The organism is Bacteroides congonensis, from assembly GCF_900130125.1.
Taxonomy (GTDB): Bacteria; Bacteroidota; Bacteroidia; order Bacteroidales; family Bacteroidaceae; genus Bacteroides; species Bacteroides congonensis.
Genome location: NZ_FQXY01000010.1, coordinates 1,318,309 through 1,344,054 on the forward strand (window position 1 = coordinate 1,318,309; position 25,746 = coordinate 1,344,054).

Consider the following 25,746-nt stretch of genomic DNA (forward strand, 5'->3'; position numbering starts at 1 on the left):
ATAAATATTAATTATTAATCTTATATTATGAATCGAAAAACAATCACAACTACGGTGGCGAGCTTGGCAAAAGCTTTCTGCCTGGCTGGGCTACTGTCTGTACCCGCTTATTCTAGCGCGTCGACTGTTTCGTTCGAAAAGGTAAATGGGATGTATATCCTTAAAGCCGAAGATTCGACAGTAAAACAAGTGTTCGACTACATTGAGAAACATAGCCAATATGTTTTTGTCTATGACCAACCTGTGAAAGATCGTCTCAACAACAAAGTAAACATCGAATTGCAAGGAAAGTCGATTGATTCTATTTTGACGGAAGTATGCCGGCTGGCTGATTTGAAGTATCACATCCAGAACCGCCAGGTGACTATCACTGCCAATCCTTCTAAAAGGGCTGCCACTCAGGTGAAAAAAGCGAAGCGTATTTCGGGACAGGTGGTCGATGCTACCGATCTTCCGATGATTGGCGCTACGGTTCGTGTGAAAGGCAGTGATGCGGCTACCATTACCGACCTTGACGGTAAGTTTCAGATAGATGTTCCTGAGGGTAGCGAACTGCTCATCAGCTATGTCGGTTATAATGACAAAACCGTGCGGATAGACAGCAAGAATATGTATGCTGTCGTTATGGAAGAAGCCAGTAAAGCACTTAATGAAGTAGTGGTTATCGGTTACGGTGCGGTGAAGAAGAAAGACCTCACCGGTGCGGTGGCAGCCGTGAAAGGGGAAGAGTTGGTGAACAAACGCACAGCCATGCTTTCCAATGCCTTGCAAGGATCACTTTCGGGTGTGATGGTGACGCGTGATAACTCGGCTCCCGGTTCCGGTGCCGCTTCTATCCGTGTGCGTGGTATTACTACTATGGGTGAATCGAGTCCGTTGATAATTGTAGACGGTGTACAAAGCTCGCTCGATTATGTGAACTCTAACGATGTCGAGAGTATCTCAGTACTGAAAGATGCTGCCGCAGCCAGTATTTACGGTTCGAAAGCTGCTGCCGGCGTTATCTTGGTTACTACCAAGCGCGGTAACGATAGCGGTAAAATCAATTTGAAGTACAATGCCGAATTTGGTTGGGAAATCCCTACCAAACAACCCAACATGGTAGGAGTCACCCGCTACTTGGAGATGAGCAACGAGTTGAAGTATAATGATAATCCTACCGGCGGTTTTTTTCAGGAATACACGGCCGACCAAACAAAGAATTGGGTAAAGTATAATGCTACCGATCCCAACAACTACCCCATTACCGACTGGACTGACTTGATTTTGAAGTCAAGTGCACCCCGTATGACTCACACTCTCTCCGTATCGGGCGGTAACAAAGCGGTAAAGTCGGTAGCTACCCTTTCGTATGACGAGGTGGACGGACTTTACGATGGCCGTGGATTCCAGCGTTATATGTTTCGTTCGAACAACGACTTTAATATCAACGACAAACTCAGTGCCCAAATAGACGTGAATATCCGTCATGCTAAGAGTAGTACTAAAAATTTTGATCCTTTCGATACCATGCGTAAGATGCCTGCTATCTATCCCGCTACCTGGGACGATGGTCGTCTGGCTTCGGGTAAGAGTGGTTCAAACCCCTACGGGTTGCTTGTGGCCGGTGGTAACTCGGTAGCTCACAGTACTCAGGTGGCAGGTAAGGGTTCGCTGACTTTCAAACCTGTCAAGGGATTAAGCATCTCGGGTATAGTATCTCCTTTCATCAATTATCAAAAGAAGAAAGCGTTTAAAAACTCATGCGGATATACCCTCGCCGATGACCCCGAAACTTTTGGCGGTTATTTCGACTCCGGCAGCACATGGACTACCAATTCGCTTGAGGAAACCCGTAAGGATAATTATCACGTTACCAGCCAGCTTATTGCTAATTATATGGGAACCTTTGGCAAGCATAATCTTACAGTGATGGCAGGTTTTGAGAACTACTACATGAAGGACGAAGAATTGACTGCTGCCCGTGATAAATACGAACTTACCGGTTATCCTTACCTCAATATCGGTTCGGAAGATTTCCAGACCAATAGCGGTAAAGGCAATGAGTATACTTCTAATTCAGTTTTCGGCCGTGTTATCTATTCATACGCCGATCGTTACCTGTTTCAGGCCAATGTACGCCACGATGGTAGTTCACGTTTTGCCAAAGGTTATCGTTGGGGTACCTTTCCTTCATTCTCGGCAGGTTGGGTAATGAGCGAAGAAAAATTCATGAAGAACCTCAATTGGGACTGGCTTTCATTCTTGAAGTTGCGTGGCTCGTGGGGTAAGTTAGGTAACGAACGTATCGGTGATAACTATTTCCCCTACATTGCTTTGATGAGTTTTGGTAATTCACTATTCTATATGGCCGACGGAAGCGTTGTTTCTGATAAGACAGCCCGCCCTGCCGTGTTGGCTGTAGAAGATATTACTTGGGAAACCACTACCAGTACCGACATCGGTTTGGATGCCAACTTCTTCAATAACCGTCTACAGTTCCACTTTGACTATTATTGGAAGCAGACTAAGGATATGTTGCTGAATATCGAGATCCCTTACTTCATGGGATACAACAATCCCAGTACAAATGCGGGCAAGATGTCTACCCATGGTTATGATATCGAACTGGCATGGAACGACCGGATAGGAGACTTCAAGTATGGCGTGAATGTGAATTTCTCTGACTTCCTCTCAAAAATTGACTATATGAATGATGGCGAGCAAATCAGCGGTGGTAAGATTAAGCGTGCCGGTGTTCTTTTCAATGAATATTATGGTTATGTGTGCGATGGCATCTATCAGACTCAGGAAGAAGTGAACAATTCGGCCCGTACCAGCACTACCGTAACGGTGGGTGACTTGAAATATCGTGATATCAGTGGTCCTGATGGTGTGCCCGATGGAATCATCAGCCCCGAGTACGACCGTGTCCCCTTGGGTAACTCACTTCCTCGTTTCCAGTATGGCGGTACATTCAATGCTTCCTACAAGGGGATTGACTTCAGCATTGCTTTCCAAGGTATCGGCAAGCAGAATTCGTACCTTTCAACTGCCATGGTACAACCTTTGCGTGATAACTTTGGTAACGTGCCGTCAATTCTCGAAGGTAACTATTGGAGTCCCTTCAATACCGCTGAAGAGAATCTGTCGGCCAAATATCCCCGCCTTTCGAACGTATCGAAGAACAATAACTACGCCACATCTAGCTTTTGGATGTTCAACGGTTCATATTTCCGTTTGAAAAACCTCACATTGGGTTATACCCTGCCTGAAACTTGGACGCAAAAGGCAGGCATAAATCGTGTCCGTTTCTATGTGAGCGGTAGTGACCTTTTCTGTCTGAGTAATTTCCCCGATGGTTGGGATCCTGAAATGAGCTACAAAGCTTATCCGATTACCACTTCTTTAGTAATGGGTCTGCAAGTTAACTTTTAAATAAATAGGAGTAGAATATGAAAACAAAGATATTATTATTTGCCGGAATGTGCCTGGGGCTTGCTGCTTGTGAGAGCATGGACCTGGTACCCAGATCACAAGGTAATACCGAGTCATGGTACACGACCGAAACAGAATTGCGCCTGGCTTCCAATGACTTTTACATTTTGGGTTATTGGCAAGAACCTCTTAGTTCGTCCGAACAATGGTCGGATAACACTACCTATCGTCAGACGAACCGTAATCCGGGAAGTGGCGGAACCATACTTGATGGAACCATGAACGGCCAGCAGTACGAAGTATATGCCTTGTGGCAACAATCATTCAAACTCATTGCCCGCGCCAACACAATGCTCGAGAATATTCACAAGGCACAGGGCTCTGTGTCCCAGGAAGTGTACGACCGCTATGCCGGTGAGGCTTACTTCTGCCGTGCCTGCAAATATGCCGAATTGATTTTCTTCTATGGTGATGTACCCTGGCAAGAGGAAACAATTACCATTTCCGAAGCTTTGCAGCGTGGTCGCAAGCCTAAAGCAGAAGTGATTCCTTTGGTGTACGCTGATTTTGATAAAGCGATAGCCGGTTTGCCCGAAAGTTATGGACAGGGTGAGAATATACATGCTACCAAGGGTGCGGCGCTGGCTATGAAAGCACGTTTTGCCCTCTATATGGGTGACTATGAAATAGCTGCCCAAGCTGCCAAAGCTTGTATGGATCTCAAGCTTTATTCTTTGGAGCCCGACTATGCCAAGCTTTTCAAGCAGAGCACCAAACTGAATGATGAGAAAGTGTTTGTGATACCTCGCTCTATTGAAAACAGTGTGATACTCGACTCTTGGATTGTGAAGAACGGTCTTCCCCGTAATGCCGGAGGATATGGTTCATATAATCCTTCATGGGATCTCTTCGCTTCATACCTTTGTACCGACGGACTGCCTATCGACGAGTCTCAGTTGTTCGACCCCCGCAATCCGTTTAAGAACCGCGACCCCCGCTGTGCGATGACCATTGTTGAGTTCAACACCGAGCACTGTGGCTTCGAATACGATCCCAGCCCCGCTGCTAAAACTGTGATGAACTACACTACAGGCAAGGCGCAGAGCAATCAGGATACCCGTATCGTAAATCAATATAGCTCATATACGGGCTTACTATGGAAGAAAGGTATTGATGCCAGTTGGACTGTAGACCAGAAGGTAGAGCAAGACTATATCATCATGCGCTACGCAGACGTACTGTTGATTTATGCCGAAGCTATGATCGAACTGAACCGGATTGACGACAGTGTATTGAAAGCTATCAATATGGTACGTGCCCGCGCTTATGGCGTAAATGTAACGGCAACCGACAGCTATCCTGCCGTGACCACTACCGACCAGACAGAGTTGCGCCGTGCCCTGCGAATAGAACGCCGTATGGAGTTTGCCATGGAGAACCAACGTCTGCAAGACTTGATGCGTTGGAAATTGGCAGGAAAAGCATTGAACGGTTACAACTATATCATGCTAATCAATCCTACGGATTTGTTGAACAATGTAGTGAACAAGAACCTCTGGTTCTGGGGAATGACCCCGCAAATCGACGAAGATGGTCTGGCAGACTTTTCAGCTCTCTTTAATGCCGGTTATTGCTCGCAGGGTGCCAAGCGCATTTTCCCCGAACGCGAATACTTGTGGCCGCTGCCTACACATGATGTGGAATTGTGTCCCAACTTATTGCCCAACAATCCGGGTTATTAATCCTATAAACTATTACGAACATGAAAACAATGCATTTATATAGAAGCCTTGGTGTGGTGGCCGTGGGAATGATGAGCATGCTTGCCACCTCGTGCGAAGAGGATATAGACAATACTGCCTCACGCAATCAGTCGGAGATTGAACTGGCTCCTTCGGGTGAATTTATTAGGCTCGATGAGAGCAAACCCAACGAAACGGCTGTCACTCTGAAGTGGAGTACCGCTCACGATTTTGGTGAAGATTATATCACGACTTATAAATATGAGATGCAGCTTATCGGTAGTGAGGCCACGAACATCAAGGAGTTTGATGACGATGGAGAATTCTTTCGCTCGTACACCAACGAGGAGATGCAGAAGATACTGATTGACCATTTCGGACTCACCACCAGTACCATTGGCGAAGTACTGTTTACTGTAACAGCCAATTTTGAAGGTCCCCGTCTGATGGTGCCTGATATTGCTACAGCTACATTAAAGATAAAAACGTATGGTCCTAAACAGTACAAAGCCGATAATCTCTATATCGGAGGTTCCGCTGTGGGCGAAGACAATATCAAGTTGACGTTGAAAGACGAGATAAACAAGATTTATAGTTACGAAGGTGCTTTGGCAGCCGGTAAGATAAACTTCCCTGTTGATTATGCCGATGAGTTGAATGCCATCGGGCCGGAAACTGCCGATACTCCTATTACCACAGGTGAGATGCCAGGTGTCATATTTGACCGTGCCGAAGCTAATTCGTGGGTGATTCCGTCTGCCGCTACCTATCGCGTCACTGTGAATATGAGCAAAAAGACTGTGAAGATAGTAGAAGCTGGTGCGGTAGTTGAAGCCGAGCAAATGTTCCTGGCGGGTACTGCTGTAGGTGAAGAGCAAATTGAGATAGCTCAAACTCTCGAAAATGATCAACTTTATGCTTGGCGCGGTGAATTGAAAGCCGGTAGCCTTTACATACCGCTTACTTTCGAAGGAGAACAAGCGATGGCTATTGTGCCGGAAGTAGCAGATAACCATGACATCGAAGATGGTCAGTTGGCAACGTTCGGGCAAGCACTTATCAGTAAAGTAGACAGGCAGTATTGGACTATTCCGGCTGACGGCACTTATCGTATTGTGCTGAATAAGGAGGAGAAGACCATTGCTATCTATTCGGCTGCTACTGACTTGAAACCGCTTAACGTATCGTTCAATAATACTGAACTGGGGATAAACCCATGGAAGCAAGATGTCAATGTACTGCACATGTATGGTGGTTTCAACAGCTTTGCTTACGATGCGGGTACTGACGAAGAGACTGGAAAGGCTTATAGGTACTGTCAAGTGAAGTATAATCTCATTCAGAGTCTTGCCAATCCGAAAGTCTTTGTTTATAAAGGTGATGTATTGCCTCGTAATGAATATACAGATAATTATAAGAAGACATATAGAGGTTGGGTGAACTTCAGCACTTTACGATATGCTAATAACGGATGGTTTGTTGGATCTACAGCTGACGCTAAACGTAATGATCACAATGGATATACTGAAGTAATAGCAGGCAAGGTAGAAAAGGCTGTAACAGGTCAAGCTGATAACCGCTACGCTTATTTCCTCATCCCCGAAGGCTGTAACTATGTAGTAGTGGATATAGAGAATAACACTGTACTCTTTGATATTAAATAAATCCAAAATTGAACAGAATAAGGGGTGAAGCTTCAATCACTTCACTTCTTATTCTACCTTTTAAACAATAACAATTAACGACATATATTCTATGAACAAAATAATAAAAAACAGCATCAAGACCTTGTCGATGTGCCTGCTGGCTGCTACGGCTTTCATAGGTACTGCTTGTTCAGACGATGATGACCTTACAACCGACTACAGTTGGAACATCGAAGGCAACACTACCGTCAGCATTAAGCCCGAACGCTACAAACTGCTGCGTAATCCTATGAGTGGATGGGTTATCTACTCAGGTATCGGAAGTGGCATGATGATGGATTTCTGGGAACTCTACGACAATTTCGAGTCGTCCGAAGGCACCGTGAAAGTATCCGACTATGGAAATACCCTCTATGTACGTGGACTTTGGAGTCATTTCAATCCTGAAAGAGGTAAATATGTATGGGATGAAACTTTACAGACTGAACCGGCGAAGCGTTTCCAAATGCTGGTGAAAGGCGCCAAAGAACGCAACTTGAAGCTTGCCTTCACCTTTGTGTGCGACAGCCGTGACAAGCATGAGAATGCCTGCCCCGAGTATGTAAAGGAAGCTGGTGCCGAAGGCTTTACCACCACTACCGGTAGTGTGGACGTATGGACTCCTTATCCCGACGACCCCATTTTCCAGAGGGAGTATGAAGCGTTCCTCACCGCTTTTGCAGCCAAATACAATGACCCCGATGTCACTCAATTTGTAAGCGGTTTTGGATTGGGTAAATGGGGTGAGACTCACACACTGAAATATTCTACAGGGGATGAGAGTCCCAGACAAGCTGTATTCGAATGGATTACCGACGTAATGTCACGTCTCTTCACCAAAGTGCCTATCATGATAAACTATCACCGATGCCTGCTTGCTACCAAAGAGTTTAGTGATGTTGATACCGATATATCCGCTGATATGGTGAAACGTGCCGTAGCTAAAGGCTTCTGCCTGCGTCATGATGCTTTTGGTATGAAGCAATATTATAAGGATTGGGAGCGTGGCATCGCTACTACTTATCGTGGTATCGTACCTGTTACTATGGAAGGTGGTTGGGTGGAATCATCCCATGGTGGTTCTATTGCCGGCGACGGTTACAAGAATTTTGCAGAAGTACGTCAGGGAGAATATGATGAAGCTAAGGGTGGTTATGTCAATATGATGGACCTTCGCTTTGATACCAACGTGAACACCGGTGAAACGCACTCTTGGTTTAACACCGCTTTCCACCTGGTAAAGGAATTTATATCCGAAGGCGGTTACCGTCTCTACCCCGACCGTCTGTCTATTCCTACTACAGCCCGTAGCGGCAGCAACGTATCACTTACTCACCGTTGGTCGAACTTAGGCTGGGGATATTGCCCTACCAATCTGCCGCAGTACGGTGACAAATACAAACTGGCTATCGCCCTGCTCAACAAGACTACCGGAGAACCCGCCCGCATCTATATAGAAGAGAAAGCGGACATTGCCACCTGGATGAGCGGAAAGCCCAAAACCTACACTAGCAACATCAAGCTTACCGATGTAGCCGCAGGTACTTACACTTGGGCAGTGGGACTGGTAGATACGACCAAAGAGAATGCTATCGGTATCTTACTTTCAGCCCGCGATGAGTACCAAACCGCCAAAGGTTGGGTGAAAGTAGGAGATATAACTATTCAATAATTAAAAAAACGCTGTGCTGTGATGAAAAAATTCTTACTGACATGCATAGCCGTAGCCTGTAGCCTTGTGGCTGTAGCCGGAGAACTGCTCGTCGAAGCAGAAAGCTTCAGCCAGCGAGGCGGCTGGGTGCTCGACCAGCAGTTCATGGATCAGATGGGTTCGCCCTATCTCATGGCACATGGCATGGGCATCCCTGTGGCGGATGCTACGGCAGAAATCAACATTCCCCAAGCGGGCACTTACTACGTATATGCCCGTACTTACAACTGGACTTCACCTTGGACCGATGCCGAAGGTCCCGGAAAGTTCCGCTTGGCTTTAGGCGGCAAATTGCTGAAAACGACGTTAGGACATACAGGTAATTTCTGGCAATGGCAATTTGCCGGAAAGACAATCTTGAAAGCAGGGACTACCACCCTTGCCCTGAAAGACCTCACCGGTTTCGATGGTCGTTGCGATGCCATTTACCTTACGACCGATGCGAACACGCAGCCCGCTACCTGGGATACGGCAGAGACAGCCGCACTTCGTGCCCGCTTGCGACAACAACAGACGGTGTTCGCTCGTCAATACGACTTTGTGGTAGTAGGAGGGGGAATAGCCGGAATGTGTGCTGCCGCATCGGCCGCCCGATTAGGTTGCAAAGTGGCATTAGTGAACGACCGTCCTGTATTGGGTGGCAATAACTCGTCGGAGATTCGTGTACACCTCGGCGGTATCATCGAAATGGGGCCTAATCAGGGATTGGGGCGTATGATACGTGAATTCGGTCATGAACGCTCCGGCAATGCCCAACCGGGTGACTACTACGAAGACCAGAAGAAAGAAGACTTCATAGATGCCGAAAAGAACATTACCCTTTATGCCTCTCAGCGTGCGGTAGCCGTGAAGATGCAAGCAGACCGCATTGCGTCAGTCACTATCCAACATATCGAGACAGGAGAACAAACCGAACTTACCGCTCCTCTCTTTAGCGACTGCACAGGCGACGCTACCATAGGCTATTTGGCCGGTGCCGATTGGACTATGGGACGTGAAGGCCGCGATGAATATGGCGAGAGCCTTGCTCCCGAACAGCCCGACTCATTGGTGATGGGCGCCTCTATACAATGGTATAGTAAGGATATGAAAAAGAAAACCTCATTCCCCCATTTTGAATATGGCGTGCGCTTTGACGCTGAAAACTGTGAGCCTGTAACCATGGGTGAGTGGAAATGGGAAACAGGTATGAACCGCAATCAGGTCAGCGAAGCTGAACGTGTACGCGACTATGGACTTTTGGTGATATATTCCAACTGGAGTTATCTGAAGAATCACTACACAGGCAATAAGAAGTATGCTAATCGTTCCCTCGACTGGGTGGCATATGTCTCAGGCAAACGTGAATCACGCCGTCTCTTGGGCGACTACGTACTGTCACAGGACGATATAGACAAGAATGTGGCGCACGAGGATGCTTCGTTCACCACTACCTGGAGCATCGACCTTCACTTCCCCGACAGCGTGAACAGTGTCCGCTTTCCCGGCAATGAATTCAAGTCGGCTACGGTGCATCGTTGGATTCATCCTTATGCCGTTCCTTATCGCTGTCTCTATTCTCGCAATGTGGACAACCTCTTTATGGCAGGCCGTAATATGAGCTGCACCCATGTAGCCTTGGGTACGGTACGTGTGATGCGTACTACCGGCATGATGGGTGAAGTAGTAGGTATGGCAGCCGGACTCTGCCACAAGCATAGTGTAGAGCCGCGCGACATCTATCATCATCACCTGCCCGAACTGAAGCAACTTATGCAAGCGGGCCTGGGCAAACGCGATGTGCCCGATAACCAACGCTTCAACGAACCCAACGAATTGTTGGAAGTTCCGGGAGCTTACATCAAACCGTAGACAAACTATGAGCAAAAAAAATATTATCACGATATTTCTATCGGCAATATGTACCTTGCCGCTTTGGGGCGGACAACAGTATTACGCTTTTCTGAAAGGTGACACGCTACGTATGGGTAATAACTATATGGAACGCGCCATGCTGTGGAATAACGGTGCGCCTGTCACCATCAGCCTTACTGACAAGCAACACGGAAAAACCATTCCGGCACAGGGCAAACAACCCGATTTCTCGATTGTGAAAGGTATCCCTACGGATGCTACGCTGACCGTGAACGAGATACCGACGAACGGCATCCATGCCAGTTATCTGCAGGCTACCGTGGCTTGCACTATCGGTTCGCTGAATATAGAGCGTCGCTATCGTATTTATGCAGACTGTCCCGCCATTGCTTGCGATACCTATCTGAAAGGGCAAGTGGAACTTTATCAGAATAAGGAGGACAACCGCTCTAACGCCGACCGCAAAAATATAGAGCACACGGCCGATATGGCTACGGGGGTGAAAACTCCCACGCTCGACAGGCTGCAACTATCCGGCAATCATTGGAGTGCCCGCACAATAGAGTTTTTCGACTACACCGATTGGAACGACAATCTGGTGACCGGGCGTACCTGGCTTCCTTACCGTCGCAATACGTATCGTGGTAATTTGCTTTTTGCTCATGACGTGGCTACGCGTCAAGGCTTCTTTTTCTTGAAAGAGGCTCCCAGCAGCAGTACCCAATTACATTATCCGGGCTCTGACTTCGTGGCGGACTTTAGCGATTTTATGGTAGTGGGGCTGGGCATTGCGTCTAATGATGTAAAGCCGGATAGCTGGACCCGAGTTTATGGATGCGTCACCGGCATCTATACCGGCGGTGAGCAAGAAGCGCTTACTGCCCTGCGTCTTTATCAGAAACAACTGCGCCACCACACCGCCGCACAGGATGAGATGATTATGCTCAATACTTGGGGCGACCGTAGCCAGGATGCCAAAATAGATGAGGCTTTCTGTCTGGCAGAACTAGACCGTGCCGCACGCATGGGCATCACCCTCTTTCAACTGGATGATGGCTGGCAGAGCGGAAAAAGCCCTAACTCGAAGACTGCCGGAGGTAGTTTTAAGGATATCTGGAAAAGTGGCGATTATTGGACGCCCAACCCCACAAAGTTCCCTCATGGACTGAAACCTATTGTAGAGAAAGGAAAGAAATTGGGTATTCGCATCGGATTGTGGTTCAATCCCAGCATACAGAATGATTTTGCCGATTGGCAAAAAGATGCGCAAGCCATTATCGGACTTTATAAGAAGTACGGCATCTGCTGTTTCAAGATAGACGGCTTGCAGATACCGACCAAGACAGCCGAACAGAACTTGCGCCGACTGTTTGATACCGTGTTGGAGCAAACCAACCATGAAGTAATTTTCAACCTCGATGCCACTGCCGGTCGTCGCGGCGGGTATCACTATATGAACGAGTACGGCAACATCTTCCTGGAAAACCGCTATACTGATTGGGGCAACTATTACCCTTATCGCACCTTGCGCAATCTCTGGATGTTGTCCCGCTATGTACCGGCGGAGAAGATGCAGATAGAGTTCCTTAATAAATGGCGCAATGCCGACAAGTATGACGCTGCCGACCCTTTTGCCCCCGCCCGTTACAGTTTCGATTACCTCTTTGCCATTACCTTGGCGGCACAGCCGTTGGCTTGGATGGAAGCTTCGAACCTGCCCGAAGAGGCTTATATTACGGCATCTCTACTCAAGAAATACCAACCCTTGCAACTCCGGTTTCATCAAGGCATCATACTGCCCGTTGGTGAAGAACCTTCGGGACGCTCGTGGACCGGATTCCAATCGACCGTCTCCGGCACGCAAGGCTATCTTGTTGTTTACCGCGAAGATAATGAGCAAGCCAGGGGGACTATTGACACTTGGCTTCCTGAGGGTAAGAAAGTTACTTTTACCCCTGTAATGGGAAGTGGCAGGAAGTTTGCCGCAAAAGTCGGCGCACAGGGTAAAGTCAGTTTCGAACTGAATGATAAGAACTCTTTCGCGCTTTATCAATACGAAGTGAAACCATGAAAAGACTATTAACAATAACGGAATTATGATAAAAAGTTTGCGTTTTGTGTTTCTTGCTTTGTTTGTTGCCTTGCAATTTGTTGCATACGGGCAACCGGCAGAAAGACTGATTCAAGTGCAAGTCACTCCCGACCACACCAATTGGCTGTATAAACCGGGAGAAAAAGTGAAATTCAAAGTGGCGGTATTGAAATGTAATATCCCACAAGATAATCTGGAAGTGCGCTATGAGATTTCGGAAGACATGATGAAACCTCATCAGACAGGCAAGCAATCCTTGAAAAACGAAAAGCTCGAAATCAATGCAGGCACGATGAAAAAAGAAGGTTTCTTGCGTTGCCGTGCTTTCGTCAATTATCAAGGGCGTGAATATGAAGGCGTAGCTACCGTCGGCTTTGACCCGGAGAAGCTGCAACCGATTACTCCGTTGCCCGCTGACTTTCTTGAATTTTGGAAGACCACCAAAGAATCCGCTGAAAAGTGGGCACTGGAACCCATAATGACTTTATTGCCTGAAAAGTGTACGGACAAAGTGAATGTATATCATGTCTCGTTCGCGAACAATGACTATGCATCCCGTATGTACGGCATCCTTTGTGTCCCGAAGGCTCCCGGGAAATATCCGGCCATTCTGAAAGTGCCGGGTGCAGGTATCCGTGCCTATAACGGAGAAGCCGAGCGTGCCGGAAAAGGTTTTATCATTCTGGAAATCGGTATCCACGGCATTCCGGTCAACCTGACGGGAGATGTCTATCACCGCCTTTATAACGGAGCTTTGAAGAATTACCACTCATTCAATATGGACAATCGGGACAAGTACTATTACAAGCGGGTCTATACCGGCTGTGTGAGAGCCATTGATTTCATTTACACACTTCCCGAGTTCAATGGCAATCTGGCGACCTTTGGAGGAAGCCAGGGCGGTGCGCTTTCCATTGTAATTGCCGGACTGGATGCTCGTGTCAAAGGATTGGTTGCTTTCTATCCCGCCTTGTGTGATATGGCGGGTTATGCCCACGGTCGTGCAGGCGGTTGGCCGCATATGTTGAAGGATGAGAAGAACCGGACACCGGAAAAGATGAAAAACATTCAGTATTTTGATGTAGTCAACTTTGCCCGTCAGGTTAAAGTGCCGGGATTTTATACTTTTGGCTATAATGATATGGTTTGTCCGCCTACCACCACTTACTCCGCTTACAACGTCATTAATGCTCCGAAAGAACTGTTTGTAGCTGAGACGACCGCCCATTATGCCTATGCCGAACAGTGGAGTGCAGCTTGGAACTGGGTAATGAATTTCCTGAAAAATGAATCGAAATAGGCACGGATTACACGGATTAACACTGTTGTTTTACATATTCTATTCTAAAAGCCGTGAAATCCGTGTAATCCGTGCCTGAACTTATTATATACACTAATTATAACAACATACTTAAATGAAAACAGGTGAGAAATTAAGTCTATGTCTATTGTTGCTAATCGTTTTTACAGGAAGCGTTGCAGCACAGGAACTGATAACGAATGTATATGGTCGCGACATCCATTCACTGAATGGTAAATGGAATGCTATCATCGACCTGTACGACCAGGGACAGCGGATGAAAATCTACGAAAATCAGCAACCGAAAGGAAATATTGATTTCTACGAATATGCATTCGAAGGCGGGTTGCGTCTTAACGTTCCGGGAGACTGGAACTCCCAGTCGCCCGAACTGAAATATTACGAAGGTACTGTATGGTATGCCCGTCACTTTGACGCCAAACGTCTCGCAGACAAACGCCAGTTCCTTTATTTCGGTGCTGTCAGCTATCGCTGCAAAGTCTACCTGAACGGAAAAGAGATAGCAGAGCATGAAGGTGGCTTCACCCCTTTTCAGGTGGAAGTGACAGACCTGTTGAAAGACGGTGACAACTTCCTGACGGTCGAAGTGAACAACCGCCGTACCAAAGACGCCATTCCTGCTATGGCATTCGACTGGTGGAACTACGGCGGTATCACAAGAGACGTGCTGCTGGTGAAAACTCCCCGTACATTTATAGAAGATTACTTCATCCAACTGGATAAAAACGCTCCCGACCGGCTCATCGCCCGCGTGCGTCTTTCTGATAAAAAAGCAGGTGAGAAAGTGACGGTTGCCATCCCCGAACTCAAAATCAATGCGGAGCTCACCACCGACGCAGAAGGAAAGGCGGAAACCGTATTGAACGCGAAGAAGCTGCAACGCTGGTCGCCGGAAGAACCGAAACTCTATGGCGTGACTGTATCTTCAAGTACCGACCGCGTGGAAGAGCAAATCGGCTTCCGTAACATCACCGTGAAAGGAACAGATATTTACTTGAACGGGAAACCGACATTTATGTGCTGCATCTCTTTCCACGAAGAAATTCCCCAACGCATGGGACGTGCTTTCTCAGAAGCCGATGCAGCCATGCTGCTGAATGAAGCGAAAGCGCTTGGCGTGAACATGATTCGCCTGGCGCATTATCCACAAAATGAATATACAGTACGCCTGGCGGAAAAGATGGGCTTCCTTCTCTGGCAGGAGATTCCCATTTGGCAAGGCATTGACTTTACAGACAATGATACTCGTAAGAAAGCGCAGAGGATGCTTTCTGAAATGATTAAGCGCGACCAGAACCGCTGCGCGGTGGGTTATTGGGGCGTTGCCAATGAAACACAGCCTTCCAAAGAACGGAACGAATTCCTTACTTCCCTGCTCGAAACGGGAAAACAACTGGACACTACCCGCCTGTATGTTGCCGCTTTCGACCTCGTGCGCTTCAACAGTGAGAAGCAGCGTTTTGTAATGGAAGATTCTTTCACTTCCCAACTGGACGTCGTAGCTATCAACAAATATATGGGCTGGTATCATCCGTGGCCTGTGGAACCAAAAGACGCCATCTGGGAAGTAGTGACGGACAAACCGTTGATTATCTCGGAATTTGGCGGCGAAGCATTGTACGGTCAGTCCGGTGATGAGAACGTAGTCAGCTCTTGGAGTGAAGAATACCAGGCACGTCTGTATAGGGATAACATCCGTATGTTCGACAATATCCCGAACCTGCGTGGTGTATCGCCCTGGATTCTGTTCGACTTCCGTTCCCCGTTCCGTTTCCACCCCACCAATCAGGATGGTTGGAACCGCAAAGGGCTCATATCCGACCAGGGTATGCGTAAGAAAGCGTGGTATCTGATGAGAGATTATTACATGAAAAAGAGAAACAATAACTAATAGTAGATGACTATGAAAACCATAAAATGGAACAATAACTTCCTGTTGGCAGGATTATTATTTATAGTGTCACTATTCTCTGTCGGAGGAGTATTGGTATCCTGCTCCGAATCGGAGAAGATAGTGACGCAGATTGAAGAGAAAATCGTCTATGTGGACGGCAAATGGATGGTGGTAGCTTCCAAAGAAGTTACCGTCACCACAGGCGAAACGGTTACATTGAATGTATCGGTAGGCGGTGACGAGAATCTGAAGCCTGAATATACCTGTACTTCCGAAAATCAAAACATAGCTACCGTAGCGGTAGACGCGGATGGTAAGCATGTCACAATCACAGGTGTGTCTGCCGGAAACACGTCCATCACTATCGAATGCCCTACGGATACCAAACCGCTTGTTGCCACGATTCCCGTTACGGTGGAGCAAGGGGCAATCCGGATTCTTGCCATCGGCAACAGCTTCTCCCAAGATGCGGTGGAACAATACCTGTATGAATTGGGTGCAGCCGTAGGACATGATTTTATTATTGGCAATATGTATATCGGCGGATGCGATTTGGACAGGCATCTGGCTAATTTCCAGTCGGATGCCGAGGCATATGAATACCGCAAAGTGGTAGATGGCGAGAAAGTGCAGAAAAACAAATATAAGTTGTCTCAGGCATTGGCCGATGAAAGCTGGGATTATATCAGCTTGCAGCAGGCGAGCGGAAAATCCGGTAAATATGATACGTACACAGCGCTTGCTGATTTGATTGCCGGTATACAAGCGCGTTGTCCGCAGGCTAAATTGATGTGGCATCAGACTTGGGCATACGCTTCCAGTTCCACTCATGAAAGCTTCCCGGATTATGACAGCAATCAGATGACTATGTATAACGCTATTGTGTCCGCTGCCCGACAGGCGGTGACGAATCATACGGCACTGAACCTGCTGATTCCTTCAGGCACTGCTATCCAGAATGCTCGTACCTCTTTCTTGGGTGACGCTTTCAATCGCGACGGCTACCATCTGGAGGTTACTTACGGGCGATATACCGCTGCCTGCACCTGGTTTGAGATGATTACAGGACAAAACGTTGTCGGCAACTCGTATGCTCCCGAAACGATTGACCCGCAGGTGGTGAAGATTGCACAAAATGCGGCCCATTACGCTGTGCAGAAACCTGATGAAGTGACTGATATGGTTAACTTCAAGGAACCGGAAGTATCTGGCACCGACTTGAAAGCTCCCGTCTATATTGATTTCGGCCCGACTTCACTCTCTGCCACTCCGTGGAATAATATAACCTCGCATCAGGAAAGTTCAACTTCAAGCTGGATAAAAGATGCGGAAAACAATTATACGAATATTGGCGTCAGAGTCCTTGGCGGATTTACCGCGACTCATGCCGGAGTCGGTTCCGAACCGGCCAGCCCGGTAACGGTGGATGACGTGGAATTTCCGCTGACTGCATGGAAAGACGGTTTGTTAGTGGGAGGAGAGAAAAATAAGGGTGATGTAGGCCCGGGAAGGATAGAAATCTCTCAACTGGACGCATCCCGGAAATATAATTTCACTATTTTAGCCATCCGTTTCAATGGAAGCAAAGACGCCCGTATCTCTTCTTATAAATTGGTAGGTAAAACGGAGAGTGAGGTTAAAGAAGTGAAGACAGGTATAAAGGATGTTGCCGCATTTAATGCCGCAAAATTCGAGGAATACATTGCTAAGTTTGAGAATATAGAACCGGATTCGGAAGGCAAGGTCATTGTCGAGGTGAAAGGGATTGATACCAGTTTGGCCGCGGAAGGACATATCAATGCACTATGCATTAGTCCGGTGAAATAAAGTTTGGTTTTATCATATTGATTATAATGAAGCAATATAGAAATGTAGTGATTTGTATGTTCATACTGCTCCTTCTTGCCGGAGGAGCGTATGCGCAGCAAAAAACGGTCAGGATACTTGCCATCGGCAACAGCTTCTCCCAGGATGCCGTGGAGCAATATCTGCATGAACTTGCGGAAGCCGAAGGTATTTCAACCATCATCGGCAATATGTTTATCGGCGGCTGTTCTCTGGAACGTCATGTGAAGAATGCCCGTAACAATGCTCCTGCCTATGCCTACCGGAAAATCGGTACGGATGGAAAGAAACGGGAAAAGGGCAAGATGTCTTTGGAAGCGGTGCTGGCAGATGAAGACTGGGATTACGTCAGCCTGCAACAGGCAAGTCCTTTTTCGGGAATGTACGAGACGTATGAAGCCTCTCTGCCGGAACTTATAGAATATGTAAAAGCACGCCTTCCAAAGAAAACAAAGCTGATGCTGCACCAAACCTGGGCATATGCGTCTACTTCCAAGCATAGTGGTTTTAAAAACTATAACAGCAATCAACTGACCATGTATCAGGCCATTGCCGATGCTGTGAAGAAAGCGGCTAAGGTGAACAGGATAAAGATTGTCATCCCTTCGGGCACTGCCATACAGAACGCCCGAACCTCTTTCATCGGCGACCATCTGAACCGGGACGGCTATCATCTGGATGTGAAGGTAGGCCGATATACCGCTGCCTGCACTTGGTTCGAACGCATCTTCAAACATAATGTAGTCGGGAATCCTTATGCTCCGGAAGGGCTGGATGAGGCACGGAAAGCTGTTGCCCAGCAAGCTGCCCATGCGGCAGTAAAGCATCCGTATAAGGTAACCGACCTGTCTATTGCTAACTAACCGACGAAAATACAAATGAGAAAAAGAGTATTAGTTTATGGCTTGTGTTTGCTGGGTGTCGTGTCTGCCCTTTCAGCAAAAGATAAAAAAGGGGGTGCACTGTATAAAGATGCAAAGGCTCCGATTGAGAAACGTGTAGACGACCTCTTGTCCCGCATGACTTTGGAAGAGAAAGTGATGCAGTTGAACCAATATACCTTGGGACGGAACAACAACGTGAATAATGTAGGCGAAGAGGTAAAGAAAGTGCCGGCGGAAATCGGTTCTCTGATTTACTTCGAGACAAATCCCGAACTGCGTAATAATATGCAGAAGAAAGCGATGGAAGAATCCCGCCTGGGCATTCCTATTATTTTCGGTTATGACGCGATTCACGGATTCCGTACCGTGTATCCTATCTCGTTGGCACAGGCTTGTTCCTGGAACCCGGATTTGGTGGAACAGGCGTGTGCCGTATCCGCACAGGAAGCCCGTATGTCGGGAGTGGACTGGACGTTCTCGCCGATGATTGACGTGGCACGCGACCCCCGTTGGGGACGTGTGGCGGAAGGTTATGGCGAAGACCCTTATGCGAACGGAGTGTTCGGCGCAGCTTCCGTCAGAGGGTATCAAGGTGATAATATGTCGGCAGAAAACCGTGTGGCAGCTTGTCTGAAACATTATGTAGGCTACGGGGCATCCGAAGCCGGACGTGACTATGTATATACCGAAATCTCCAAACAAACTCTTTGGGATACTTATCTGCTCCCTTATGAAATGGGTGTGAAAGCCGGTGCGGCAACTCTGATGAGTTCTTTTAATGATATCAGCGGTGTACCGGGTTCGGCAAATCCTTATACTATGACCGAGATATTAAAGAACCGTTGGAGACATGACGGTTTTATCGTTTCCGACTGGGGAGCTATCGAACAACTAAAAAATCAGGGATTGGCAGCAACCAAAAAGGAAGCAGCCCGGTATGCATTTACTGCCGGTCTTGAAATGGACATGATGTCTCATGCTTATGACCGTCATTTGCAGGAGTTGGTAGAAGAAGGCAAGGTATCAATGGCTCAAGTGGATGAAGCTGTCCGCCGTGTCTTGCTTCTGAAATTCCGTCTCGGCTTGTTCGAGCGTCCTTATACTCCGGTTACAACTGAGAAAGAACGTTTCTTACGTCCGCAAAGCATGGATATTGCCGCCCGTCTTGCGGCCGAATCCATGGTCTTGCTGAAAAACGAAAACAACGTTTTACCGCTGACGGATAAAAAGAAGATTGCAGTGATAGGCCCTATGGCAAAAAATGGCTGGGACTTGTTAGGATCCTGGCGTGGTCACGGAAAGGATACCGATGTGGCAATGCTTTATGACGGTCTGGCTGCTGAATTTGCAGGAAAAGCCGAACTGCGTTACGCATTAGGTTGCAATACACAAGGGGAGAACCGCGAAGGATTTGCAGAAGCATTGGAAGCAGCACGCTGGTCTGATGTTGTTGTTCTTTGCCTGGGCGAGATGATGACTTGGAGCGGTGAGAATGCTTCCCGTTCTTCCATCGCACTACCGCAGATGCAGGAAGAACTGGCAAAAGAACTGAAGAAAGCCGGAAAGCCTGTCGTACTGGTATTGGTAAACGGTCGTCCGTTGGAACTGAACCGTCTGGAACCGGTCTCTGATGCCATATTGGAAATCTGGCAACCGGGTGTGAATGGTGCGCTGCCGATGGCGGGAATATTGTCAGGACGTATTAATCCTTCCGGCAAACTTGCCATGACCTTTCCTTACTCAACAGGACAGATTCCTATCTATTATAACCGCCGTAAGAGCGGACGTGGACATCAGGGATTTTATAAAGATATCACAAGTGACCCGTTATATCCTTTCGGGCACGGACTGAGCTACACAGAATTCAAGTATGGCACTGTTACCCCTTCTGCCACTAAAGTGAAGCGTGGCGAGAAGCTCTCGGCGGAAGTGACTGTCACCAATATCGGTGCCCGTGACGGAGCAGAGACTGTCCATTGGTTTATCTCCGACCCGTATTGCTCGATTACCCGTCCTGTAAAAGAACTGAAACACTTTGAAAAGCAGCTTATCAAAGCCGGAGAAACGAAAACTTTCCGTTTCGACATAGACTTGGAACGTGATTTCGGATTTGTCAATGGGGACGGTAAACGATTCCTCGAAACTGGAGAATACAATATTCACGTACTGGGACAGACCGTTAAAATAGAATTGATAGACTAAAACACATGACCACCATGAAAAAGAAAACAGGCATTATCGGTCTATGTATGCTCGCATGCAGCATCCTGACCCATGCACAGACAATTACTCCTCAAGTAGAACAACGCGCGAAGGAGATTGTATCAAAAATGACTTTGCAAGAGAAAATAGATTATATCTCCGGATATACCAGCTTTTCCCTTCGTGCCATTCCCCGTTTGGGAATCCCTGAAATACGTCTTGCTGACGGCCCGCAGGGAATCCGTAACCATGCTCCTAAAAGCACCCTTTATCCGTCCGGCATCCTTTCCGCTTCTACCTGGAACCGTGACTTGCTTTATAAGCTAGGTCAAGGCCTAGGACAGGATGCCAAAGCTCGTGGAGTAAGTATCCTGCTTGGTCCGGGCGTGAATATCTATCGCGCTCCGTTGTGTGGACGCAACTTTGAATACTTCGGTGAAGACCCTTACTTGACGGGTGAGACTGCCAAGCAATATATCCTCGGCGTGCAATCGGAAGGAGTCATTGCGACCATCAAACACTTTGCCGGCAACAACCAGGAATGGAGCCGCCATCATGCGAGTTCGGACATAGACGAGCGTACTTTGCATGAGATTTATTTTCCGGCTTTCCGCAAGGCTGTACAGGAAGCGAACGTGAGTGCTGTGATGAACAGCTATAATCTCTTGAATGGTGTCCATGCCACTGAACATAAATGGCTGAATATTGATGTCTTGCGCAATCTTTGGGGCTTCAAAGGCATTCTGATGTCGGACTGGACTTCGGTATATTCCGCCGTAGGCGCGGCTAATGCGGGACTTGACCTCGAAATGCCCAAAGGGCGTTTCATGAATGCCGACAACCTTATCCCCGCCATCAAAACGGGCACGGTGACCGAAGAAACCATCAACCTGAAAGTACAACATATCTTGCAGACTTTAATAGCTTATGGAATGTTGGATAAGGAACAGAAAGACAGTAATATTCCGTTGGATAATCCATTCTCCCGCCAGACAGCTTTAGAGTTGGCACGCGAAGGTGTGGTATTGTTGAAGAATGAAGCAAACCTGCTCCCGCTGAAAGGAAAAACAGCCGTAATGGGTCCTAATGCAGATTTGATACCTACCGGTGGCGGCAGTGGTTTTGTCACTCCTTTTTCTACCGTCTCAGTGGCTCAAGGCTTGAAGGAACTGAAGAAAAAGAATCTGGTATTATTGACGGATGATGTGATTTATGAAGATATTGTTAATGAGTTTTATACTGACGCCAATTGTGAGGTGAAAGGCTTCAAGGCTGAATACTTCAAGAACAAGACTCTTTTGGGACAGCCGGAAGTTGTACGCACGGAATCTTCTGTTGATTATGACTGGGGCTATGGCGCACCGTTAGACGGTTTTCCGACGGATGGCTTTTCAGTCCGTTGGACAGCCTGTTATGTCCCACAGGCAGACGGTCAGTTGAAACTCCACATCGGTGGTGATGACGGTTACCGCCTGTTTGTGAACGACAAGCATATTACGGGCGACTGGGGTAATCATTCTTATTCCAGCCGTGAAGTTGAACTTCCTGTTGAGGGCGGTAAGGAATACCGTTTCCGGATTGAATTCTTTGATAATATTTCTTCGGCCATCATCCGTTTCAACGCTTATAGCCTTAATGAGGCCAAACTTCGTCAAGGACTGGCAAAAGTGGACAATGTAGTGTTCTGCACAGGCTTCAACAGTAATACGGAAGGCGAAGGCTTTGACCGTCCGTTTGCTTTGCTCCGCTATCAGGAATTGTTTATAAAGAAAATTGCGTCTATGCATCCCAATGTAGTAGTTGTGCTGAATGCCGGTGGCGGTGTGGACTTCACCAACTGGTATGATGCCGCAAAAGCTATTCTTATGGCCTGGTATCCGGGACAGGAAGGAGGTCAGGCGATAGCTGAAATCCTAACCGGAAAAATATCTCCAAGCGGAAAGCTGCCGATTTCTATCGAACGGAAATGGGAAGATAATCCGGTGCACGGCAGTTATTATGAGAATTTGAAAGCTGAGATTAAGCGTGTCGATTACTCCGAAGGTGTCTTTGTCGGTTATCGTGGATACGACCGTTCGGGAAAAGAACCTTTCTATCCGTTTGGCTACGGTTTGTCCTATACAACTTTTGCTTATAGCAATATGGCTGCGGAGAAAACGGGTGAGCATCAGGTTACCGTTAGCTTTGATATAGAGAATACAGGCAAGATGAATGCCTCGGAAGTGGCACAAGTGTATGTGCATGATGTACAGTCCTCTGTCCCCCGTCCTCTGAAAGAACTGAAAGGTTATGAAAAGGTCTTCTTGAAGAAAGGGGAGAAGAAGCGGGTTTCTGTAGTGCTGAATGAGGATGCATTCGCTTATTACGATATGAATCAGCACCGCTTTGTAGTGGAAAAAGGCGAGTTTGAGATTCTTGCCGGCCCGGCTTCCAATCGTTTGCCTCTGAAAGTTACGGTTGGATGGTAGTATGCAATTTCTGCATAAATGGCATAATAATGAGTTATAGATGACTTGACTAAATGTAAATGCAGCACACCATCGGGCTTCCATAGGAAATCAAATTGCCTTTGGTGTGCTGCATTTTTTTTCGTAAATCGTATGGTTTACTCCATTAAGAACTGGCGTATAGGACAATGACGTATACCCTGATAGCTATTTCCGTTGAATATATCTTCTGTTATCACTATTTTGGGATAGTTATCCTGTATCTTTAGCAGGTTTCCAAATTCCCTTTCTGCTGTCTTGTCGCTATCTATTTTTAAAGCGACCTGTATATATAGTTTTTCTCCATTCTTTTCTCCGATAAAATCAATTTCCTTATCTCCGTAATAGCCAACCTTAATATCGTAACCTTTGTATAAAAGGTGGTTATACACTAGATTTTCCAATATTTTAGCTTTGTCTGTTATGCGATATCCGATGACAATGTTCCGGATTCCCATATTTTCGAAATAATATTTCTCTCCTATCTCAAATACGCGTTTCCCAATTAAATCATACCGCTCTACCCGGTGGATAAGGAAAGCATTGTTTAAATATTCTGTATAGCTTGTTATGAAGTAAGGAAGTGTTAGTTATCTTGCCTTTATCCTTGCGTTAGGCTGCCGGTATTCTTTCATTAGATTACCGGTATTGTTATCTCACCACGGCCGTGGTAATTATTCGTCACGGCCATGGTAGGCTCTCTTCACAGCCGTGGTAGGAATTTGTCACGGCCGTGATGAATTAGTGATATCGGTAATCTAACGAAAGGATACCGAAGAGATAACGTTAATATCCCGTTAGTATATCCTATGTTTTATAGGGGGATGGGATGATAATACCCTGAGAGCAAAAGTTACTCTCAGGGTGCTATCATGACCTGCTCTCATAGCTGAAGCTACGATGAATAAAGGATTTGAAGAAATTTATGAGGGTATGAGGGTAAATCGTGAAAACTTTTGTTTGGAGTGCGTGTTTAGTTCTGAAATCGAATTAGCTCATATCTGCACCGTTATGAATTAAATAGTTTAATAAATCATTTAAAAGAACACAATGGTGATATTTATTTTCTTTAGAAAATCCGTATTATAATTCCTTTCCTTTGTCTGACTATTTTCCATAGAGTTCTTGGTAAAGAAAAAAAAGGTTGTATCTTTGTGGTGCATTTCATACCAGAAGGCAAGGAAACTTGCCAATCTTTGTGACGGGCATTTTGTGTCTGTCCGAGTTCATTCTATATGGCGGTTTCGTACCCCCGTGTAGAATGTTAATGCATCTACTGCCTTCTGGTGAAATGCAACGGGAAAGGCGGAACCGCTCTTATTATTCAGAAAATCTTCGCCTGCCACATAACTCATAATCATTATTATGGAAACGACCCAAGTATCCGTTCAACCAACGGTGGGAGGCTTGCTCAAGCAAATGGCAAAGGATATGAATCTGCCAAAGGAGTAATCTTGAATAATCGGGGAGAATACTAAAAAGTAGATTATCTGTCCTTATACTTATCCAAAGATATAGTGATGAGTTTCAAAGTATAAAAAAGATGGAGAAAGGGAACTGAGCCTCTTTCTCCATCTTTTATTTTAGGGTAGATAGTGAATTACTTCACTTCCCAAGTCTCATTAGTCATCAACAGCTCCTGGAAATTGTGATATTTCTTCTTGCTTTTGATTTCTTCGATTTGTTCTGTAACTGCATCGTTGTAGGTCGGAGCGTCTACATCACGGATTACACCGAGTGCAATCGGGAAGTCAGGGCCTTCCATCAAGGCAAGTTTCAGTTGAAGTGTATTGTCCTGGCAGTGTGCGTTGTGGATAAGGATATCCTTTTCTGTGATACCGTTCTCGCCGAGTTTCACTACTTTCAGCCCGAAGCCTTCCTGCATCAATCCGAATTCTTTGTTTTCGCCGAACAACATCGGTTTGCCATGTTCTAGATAGATAGCATTCTTGGCACGTCCCTCTTTGGTGGCAACGCTGGCGTGAGTTCCGTCGTTGAAGATAACGCAGTTTTGCAGAACTTCTACAACAGAAGCGCCTTTATGGTTGGCTGCTGCTTTCAATACTTCTACCGAAGCGGCACCATCTACTGCAATACAGCGTGCAAAGAAGCGTCCACGGGCGCCGAATGCCAGTTCAGCGGGACGGAAAGGATCTTCCACGGTTCCGTAAGGAGAAGACTTGGTTACAAGTCCGCGTTCCGAAGTCGGTGAATATTGTCCTTTTGTCAGACCATAGATACGGTTGTTCAGAAGAATCATATTCAAGTCGATATTACGGCGTAAAGCGTGGATGAAGTGGTTACCACCGATTGCCAGGCCGTCACCGTCACCGGAAATTTGCCAGATAGTCAAATTCGGATTGGCTACTTTAGCTCCTGTTGCAATAGCGGCTGCACGTCCGTGGATGGTGTGGAAACCATAGGTATTTACATAATAAGGCAGACGGGAAGAACAACCGATACCGGAAATTACGGCAATATCGTGCGGTGCTGTTCCCAGTTCGGCCATAGCCTTGTGCAGTGAATTCAGGAAAGCGTGGTCACCGCATCCCGGACACCAGCGGGGCTGGCCTGATTTATAATCTTGTACGGTATATACTTTATCGCTCATCT

The 25,746-nt window shown here is 46.8% G+C and carries 14 protein-coding genes; 12 read left to right on the forward strand and 2 right to left on the reverse strand.

The genetic code is table 11. The features are described from left to right. Positions 1 to 27 precede the first annotated feature (27 nt). The 12 genes from BQ7997_RS16245 to BQ7997_RS16300 all read left to right on the forward strand — a co-directional run bounded on the left by BQ7997_RS16245 (position 28) and on the right by BQ7997_RS16300 (position 23,115). Positions 28 to 3,417: a SusC/RagA family TonB-linked outer membrane protein gene (locus BQ7997_RS16245; protein ID WP_073347234.1), complete on the forward strand. Its 3,390-nt coding sequence runs from the start codon at positions 28 to 30 to the stop codon at positions 3,415 to 3,417. Between the two features lie 17 nt (positions 3,418 to 3,434). Beyond that, entirely contained in the window at positions 3,435 to 5,159 is a 1,725-nt protein-coding gene (locus BQ7997_RS16250) for a RagB/SusD family nutrient uptake outer membrane protein (RefSeq protein ID WP_073347235.1), read from the forward strand. Positions 5,160 to 5,179: 20 nt separating this feature from the next. Next, complete coding sequence (locus BQ7997_RS16255) at positions 5,180 to 6,823, forward strand: SusE domain-containing protein (protein WP_073347236.1); 1,644 nt, start codon at positions 5,180 to 5,182, stop codon at positions 6,821 to 6,823. Positions 6,824 to 6,914: 91 nt separating this feature from the next. Further along, positions 6,915 to 8,516, forward strand: coding sequence for a DUF4832 domain-containing protein (locus tag BQ7997_RS16260; protein ID WP_073347237.1), 1,602 nt, complete (start codon positions 6,915 to 6,917; stop codon positions 8,514 to 8,516). A 21-nt stretch (positions 8,517 to 8,537) separates the two neighbouring features. Beyond that, positions 8,538 to 10,406 carry an FAD-dependent oxidoreductase gene (locus tag BQ7997_RS16265; RefSeq protein WP_073347238.1) on the forward strand — a complete coding sequence of 623 codons (1,869 nt, stop codon included), beginning with the start codon at positions 8,538 to 8,540 and terminating at the stop codon, positions 10,404 to 10,406. 7 nt (positions 10,407 to 10,413) lie between these two features. Continuing rightward, positions 10,414 to 12,480 carry an alpha-galactosidase gene (locus tag BQ7997_RS16270; protein WP_073347239.1) on the forward strand — a complete coding sequence of 689 codons (2,067 nt, stop codon included), beginning with the start codon at positions 10,414 to 10,416 and terminating at the stop codon, positions 12,478 to 12,480. Positions 12,481 to 12,505: 25 nt separating this feature from the next. Continuing rightward, complete coding sequence (locus tag BQ7997_RS16275; RefSeq protein WP_073347240.1) at positions 12,506 to 13,801, forward strand: acetylxylan esterase; 1,296 nt, start codon at positions 12,506 to 12,508, stop codon at positions 13,799 to 13,801. Between the two features lie 115 nt (positions 13,802 to 13,916). Then, positions 13,917 to 15,713, forward strand: coding sequence for a glycoside hydrolase family 2 protein (locus BQ7997_RS16280; RefSeq protein ID WP_073347241.1), 1,797 nt, complete (start codon positions 13,917 to 13,919; stop codon positions 15,711 to 15,713). A gap of 6 nt (positions 15,714 to 15,719) precedes the next feature. Further along, entirely contained in the window at positions 15,720 to 17,543 is a 1,824-nt protein-coding gene (locus BQ7997_RS16285; RefSeq protein ID WP_073347242.1) for a DUF4886 domain-containing protein, read from the forward strand. A 26-nt stretch (positions 17,544 to 17,569) separates the two neighbouring features. Beyond that, complete coding sequence (locus BQ7997_RS16290) at positions 17,570 to 18,424, forward strand: DUF4886 domain-containing protein (RefSeq protein ID WP_073347243.1); 855 nt, start codon at positions 17,570 to 17,572, stop codon at positions 18,422 to 18,424. 15 nt (positions 18,425 to 18,439) lie between these two features. Then, positions 18,440 to 20,647 (forward strand): glycoside hydrolase family 3 N-terminal domain-containing protein, encoded by a 2,208-nt coding sequence (locus tag BQ7997_RS16295; protein ID WP_073347244.1) that lies wholly within the window; start codon positions 18,440 to 18,442, stop codon positions 20,645 to 20,647. Positions 20,648 to 20,661: 14 nt separating this feature from the next. Then, positions 20,662 to 23,115, forward strand: coding sequence for a beta-glucosidase (locus BQ7997_RS16300; RefSeq protein ID WP_073347479.1), 2,454 nt, complete (start codon positions 20,662 to 20,664; stop codon positions 23,113 to 23,115). A 137-nt stretch (positions 23,116 to 23,252) separates the two neighbouring features. Here BQ7997_RS16300 and BQ7997_RS16305 read toward each other — a convergent pair whose 3' ends face one another. Continuing rightward, positions 23,253 to 23,705 (reverse strand): DUF4143 domain-containing protein, encoded by a 453-nt coding sequence (locus BQ7997_RS16305; protein ID WP_317045017.1) that lies wholly within the window; start codon positions 23,703 to 23,705, stop codon positions 23,253 to 23,255. Between the two features lie 1,028 nt (positions 23,706 to 24,733). Further along, entirely contained in the window at positions 24,734 to 25,744 is a 1,011-nt protein-coding gene (locus BQ7997_RS16310) for a 2-oxoacid:ferredoxin oxidoreductase subunit beta (protein WP_044656803.1), read from the reverse strand. Positions 25,745 to 25,746 lie beyond the last annotated feature (2 nt).

Coding starts and splice junctions, on each gene's coding strand:
- BQ7997_RS16245 (WP_073347234.1), top strand. CDS start 28: ATGAATCGAAAAACAATCACAACTACGGTGGCGAGCTTGGCAAAAGCT.
- BQ7997_RS16250 (WP_073347235.1), top strand. CDS start 3,435: ATGAAAACAAAGATATTATTATTTGCCGGAATGTGCCTGGGGCTTGCT.
- BQ7997_RS16255 (WP_073347236.1), top strand. CDS start 5,180: ATGAAAACAATGCATTTATATAGAAGCCTTGGTGTGGTGGCCGTGGGA.
- BQ7997_RS16260 (WP_073347237.1), top strand. CDS start 6,915: ATGAACAAAATAATAAAAAACAGCATCAAGACCTTGTCGATGTGCCTG.
- BQ7997_RS16265 (WP_073347238.1), top strand. CDS start 8,538: ATGAAAAAATTCTTACTGACATGCATAGCCGTAGCCTGTAGCCTTGTG.
- BQ7997_RS16270 (WP_073347239.1), top strand. CDS start 10,414: ATGAGCAAAAAAAATATTATCACGATATTTCTATCGGCAATATGTACC.
- BQ7997_RS16275 (WP_073347240.1), top strand. CDS start 12,506: ATGATAAAAAGTTTGCGTTTTGTGTTTCTTGCTTTGTTTGTTGCCTTG.
- BQ7997_RS16280 (WP_073347241.1), top strand. CDS start 13,917: ATGAAAACAGGTGAGAAATTAAGTCTATGTCTATTGTTGCTAATCGTT.
- BQ7997_RS16285 (WP_073347242.1), top strand. CDS start 15,720: ATGACTATGAAAACCATAAAATGGAACAATAACTTCCTGTTGGCAGGA.
- BQ7997_RS16290 (WP_073347243.1), top strand. CDS start 17,570: ATGAAGCAATATAGAAATGTAGTGATTTGTATGTTCATACTGCTCCTT.
- BQ7997_RS16295 (WP_073347244.1), top strand. CDS start 18,440: ATGAGAAAAAGAGTATTAGTTTATGGCTTGTGTTTGCTGGGTGTCGTG.
- BQ7997_RS16300 (WP_073347479.1), top strand. CDS start 20,662: ATGAAAAAGAAAACAGGCATTATCGGTCTATGTATGCTCGCATGCAGC.
- BQ7997_RS16310 (WP_044656803.1), bottom strand. CDS start 25,744: ATGAGCGATAAAGTATATACCGTACAAGATTATAAATCAGGCCAGCCC.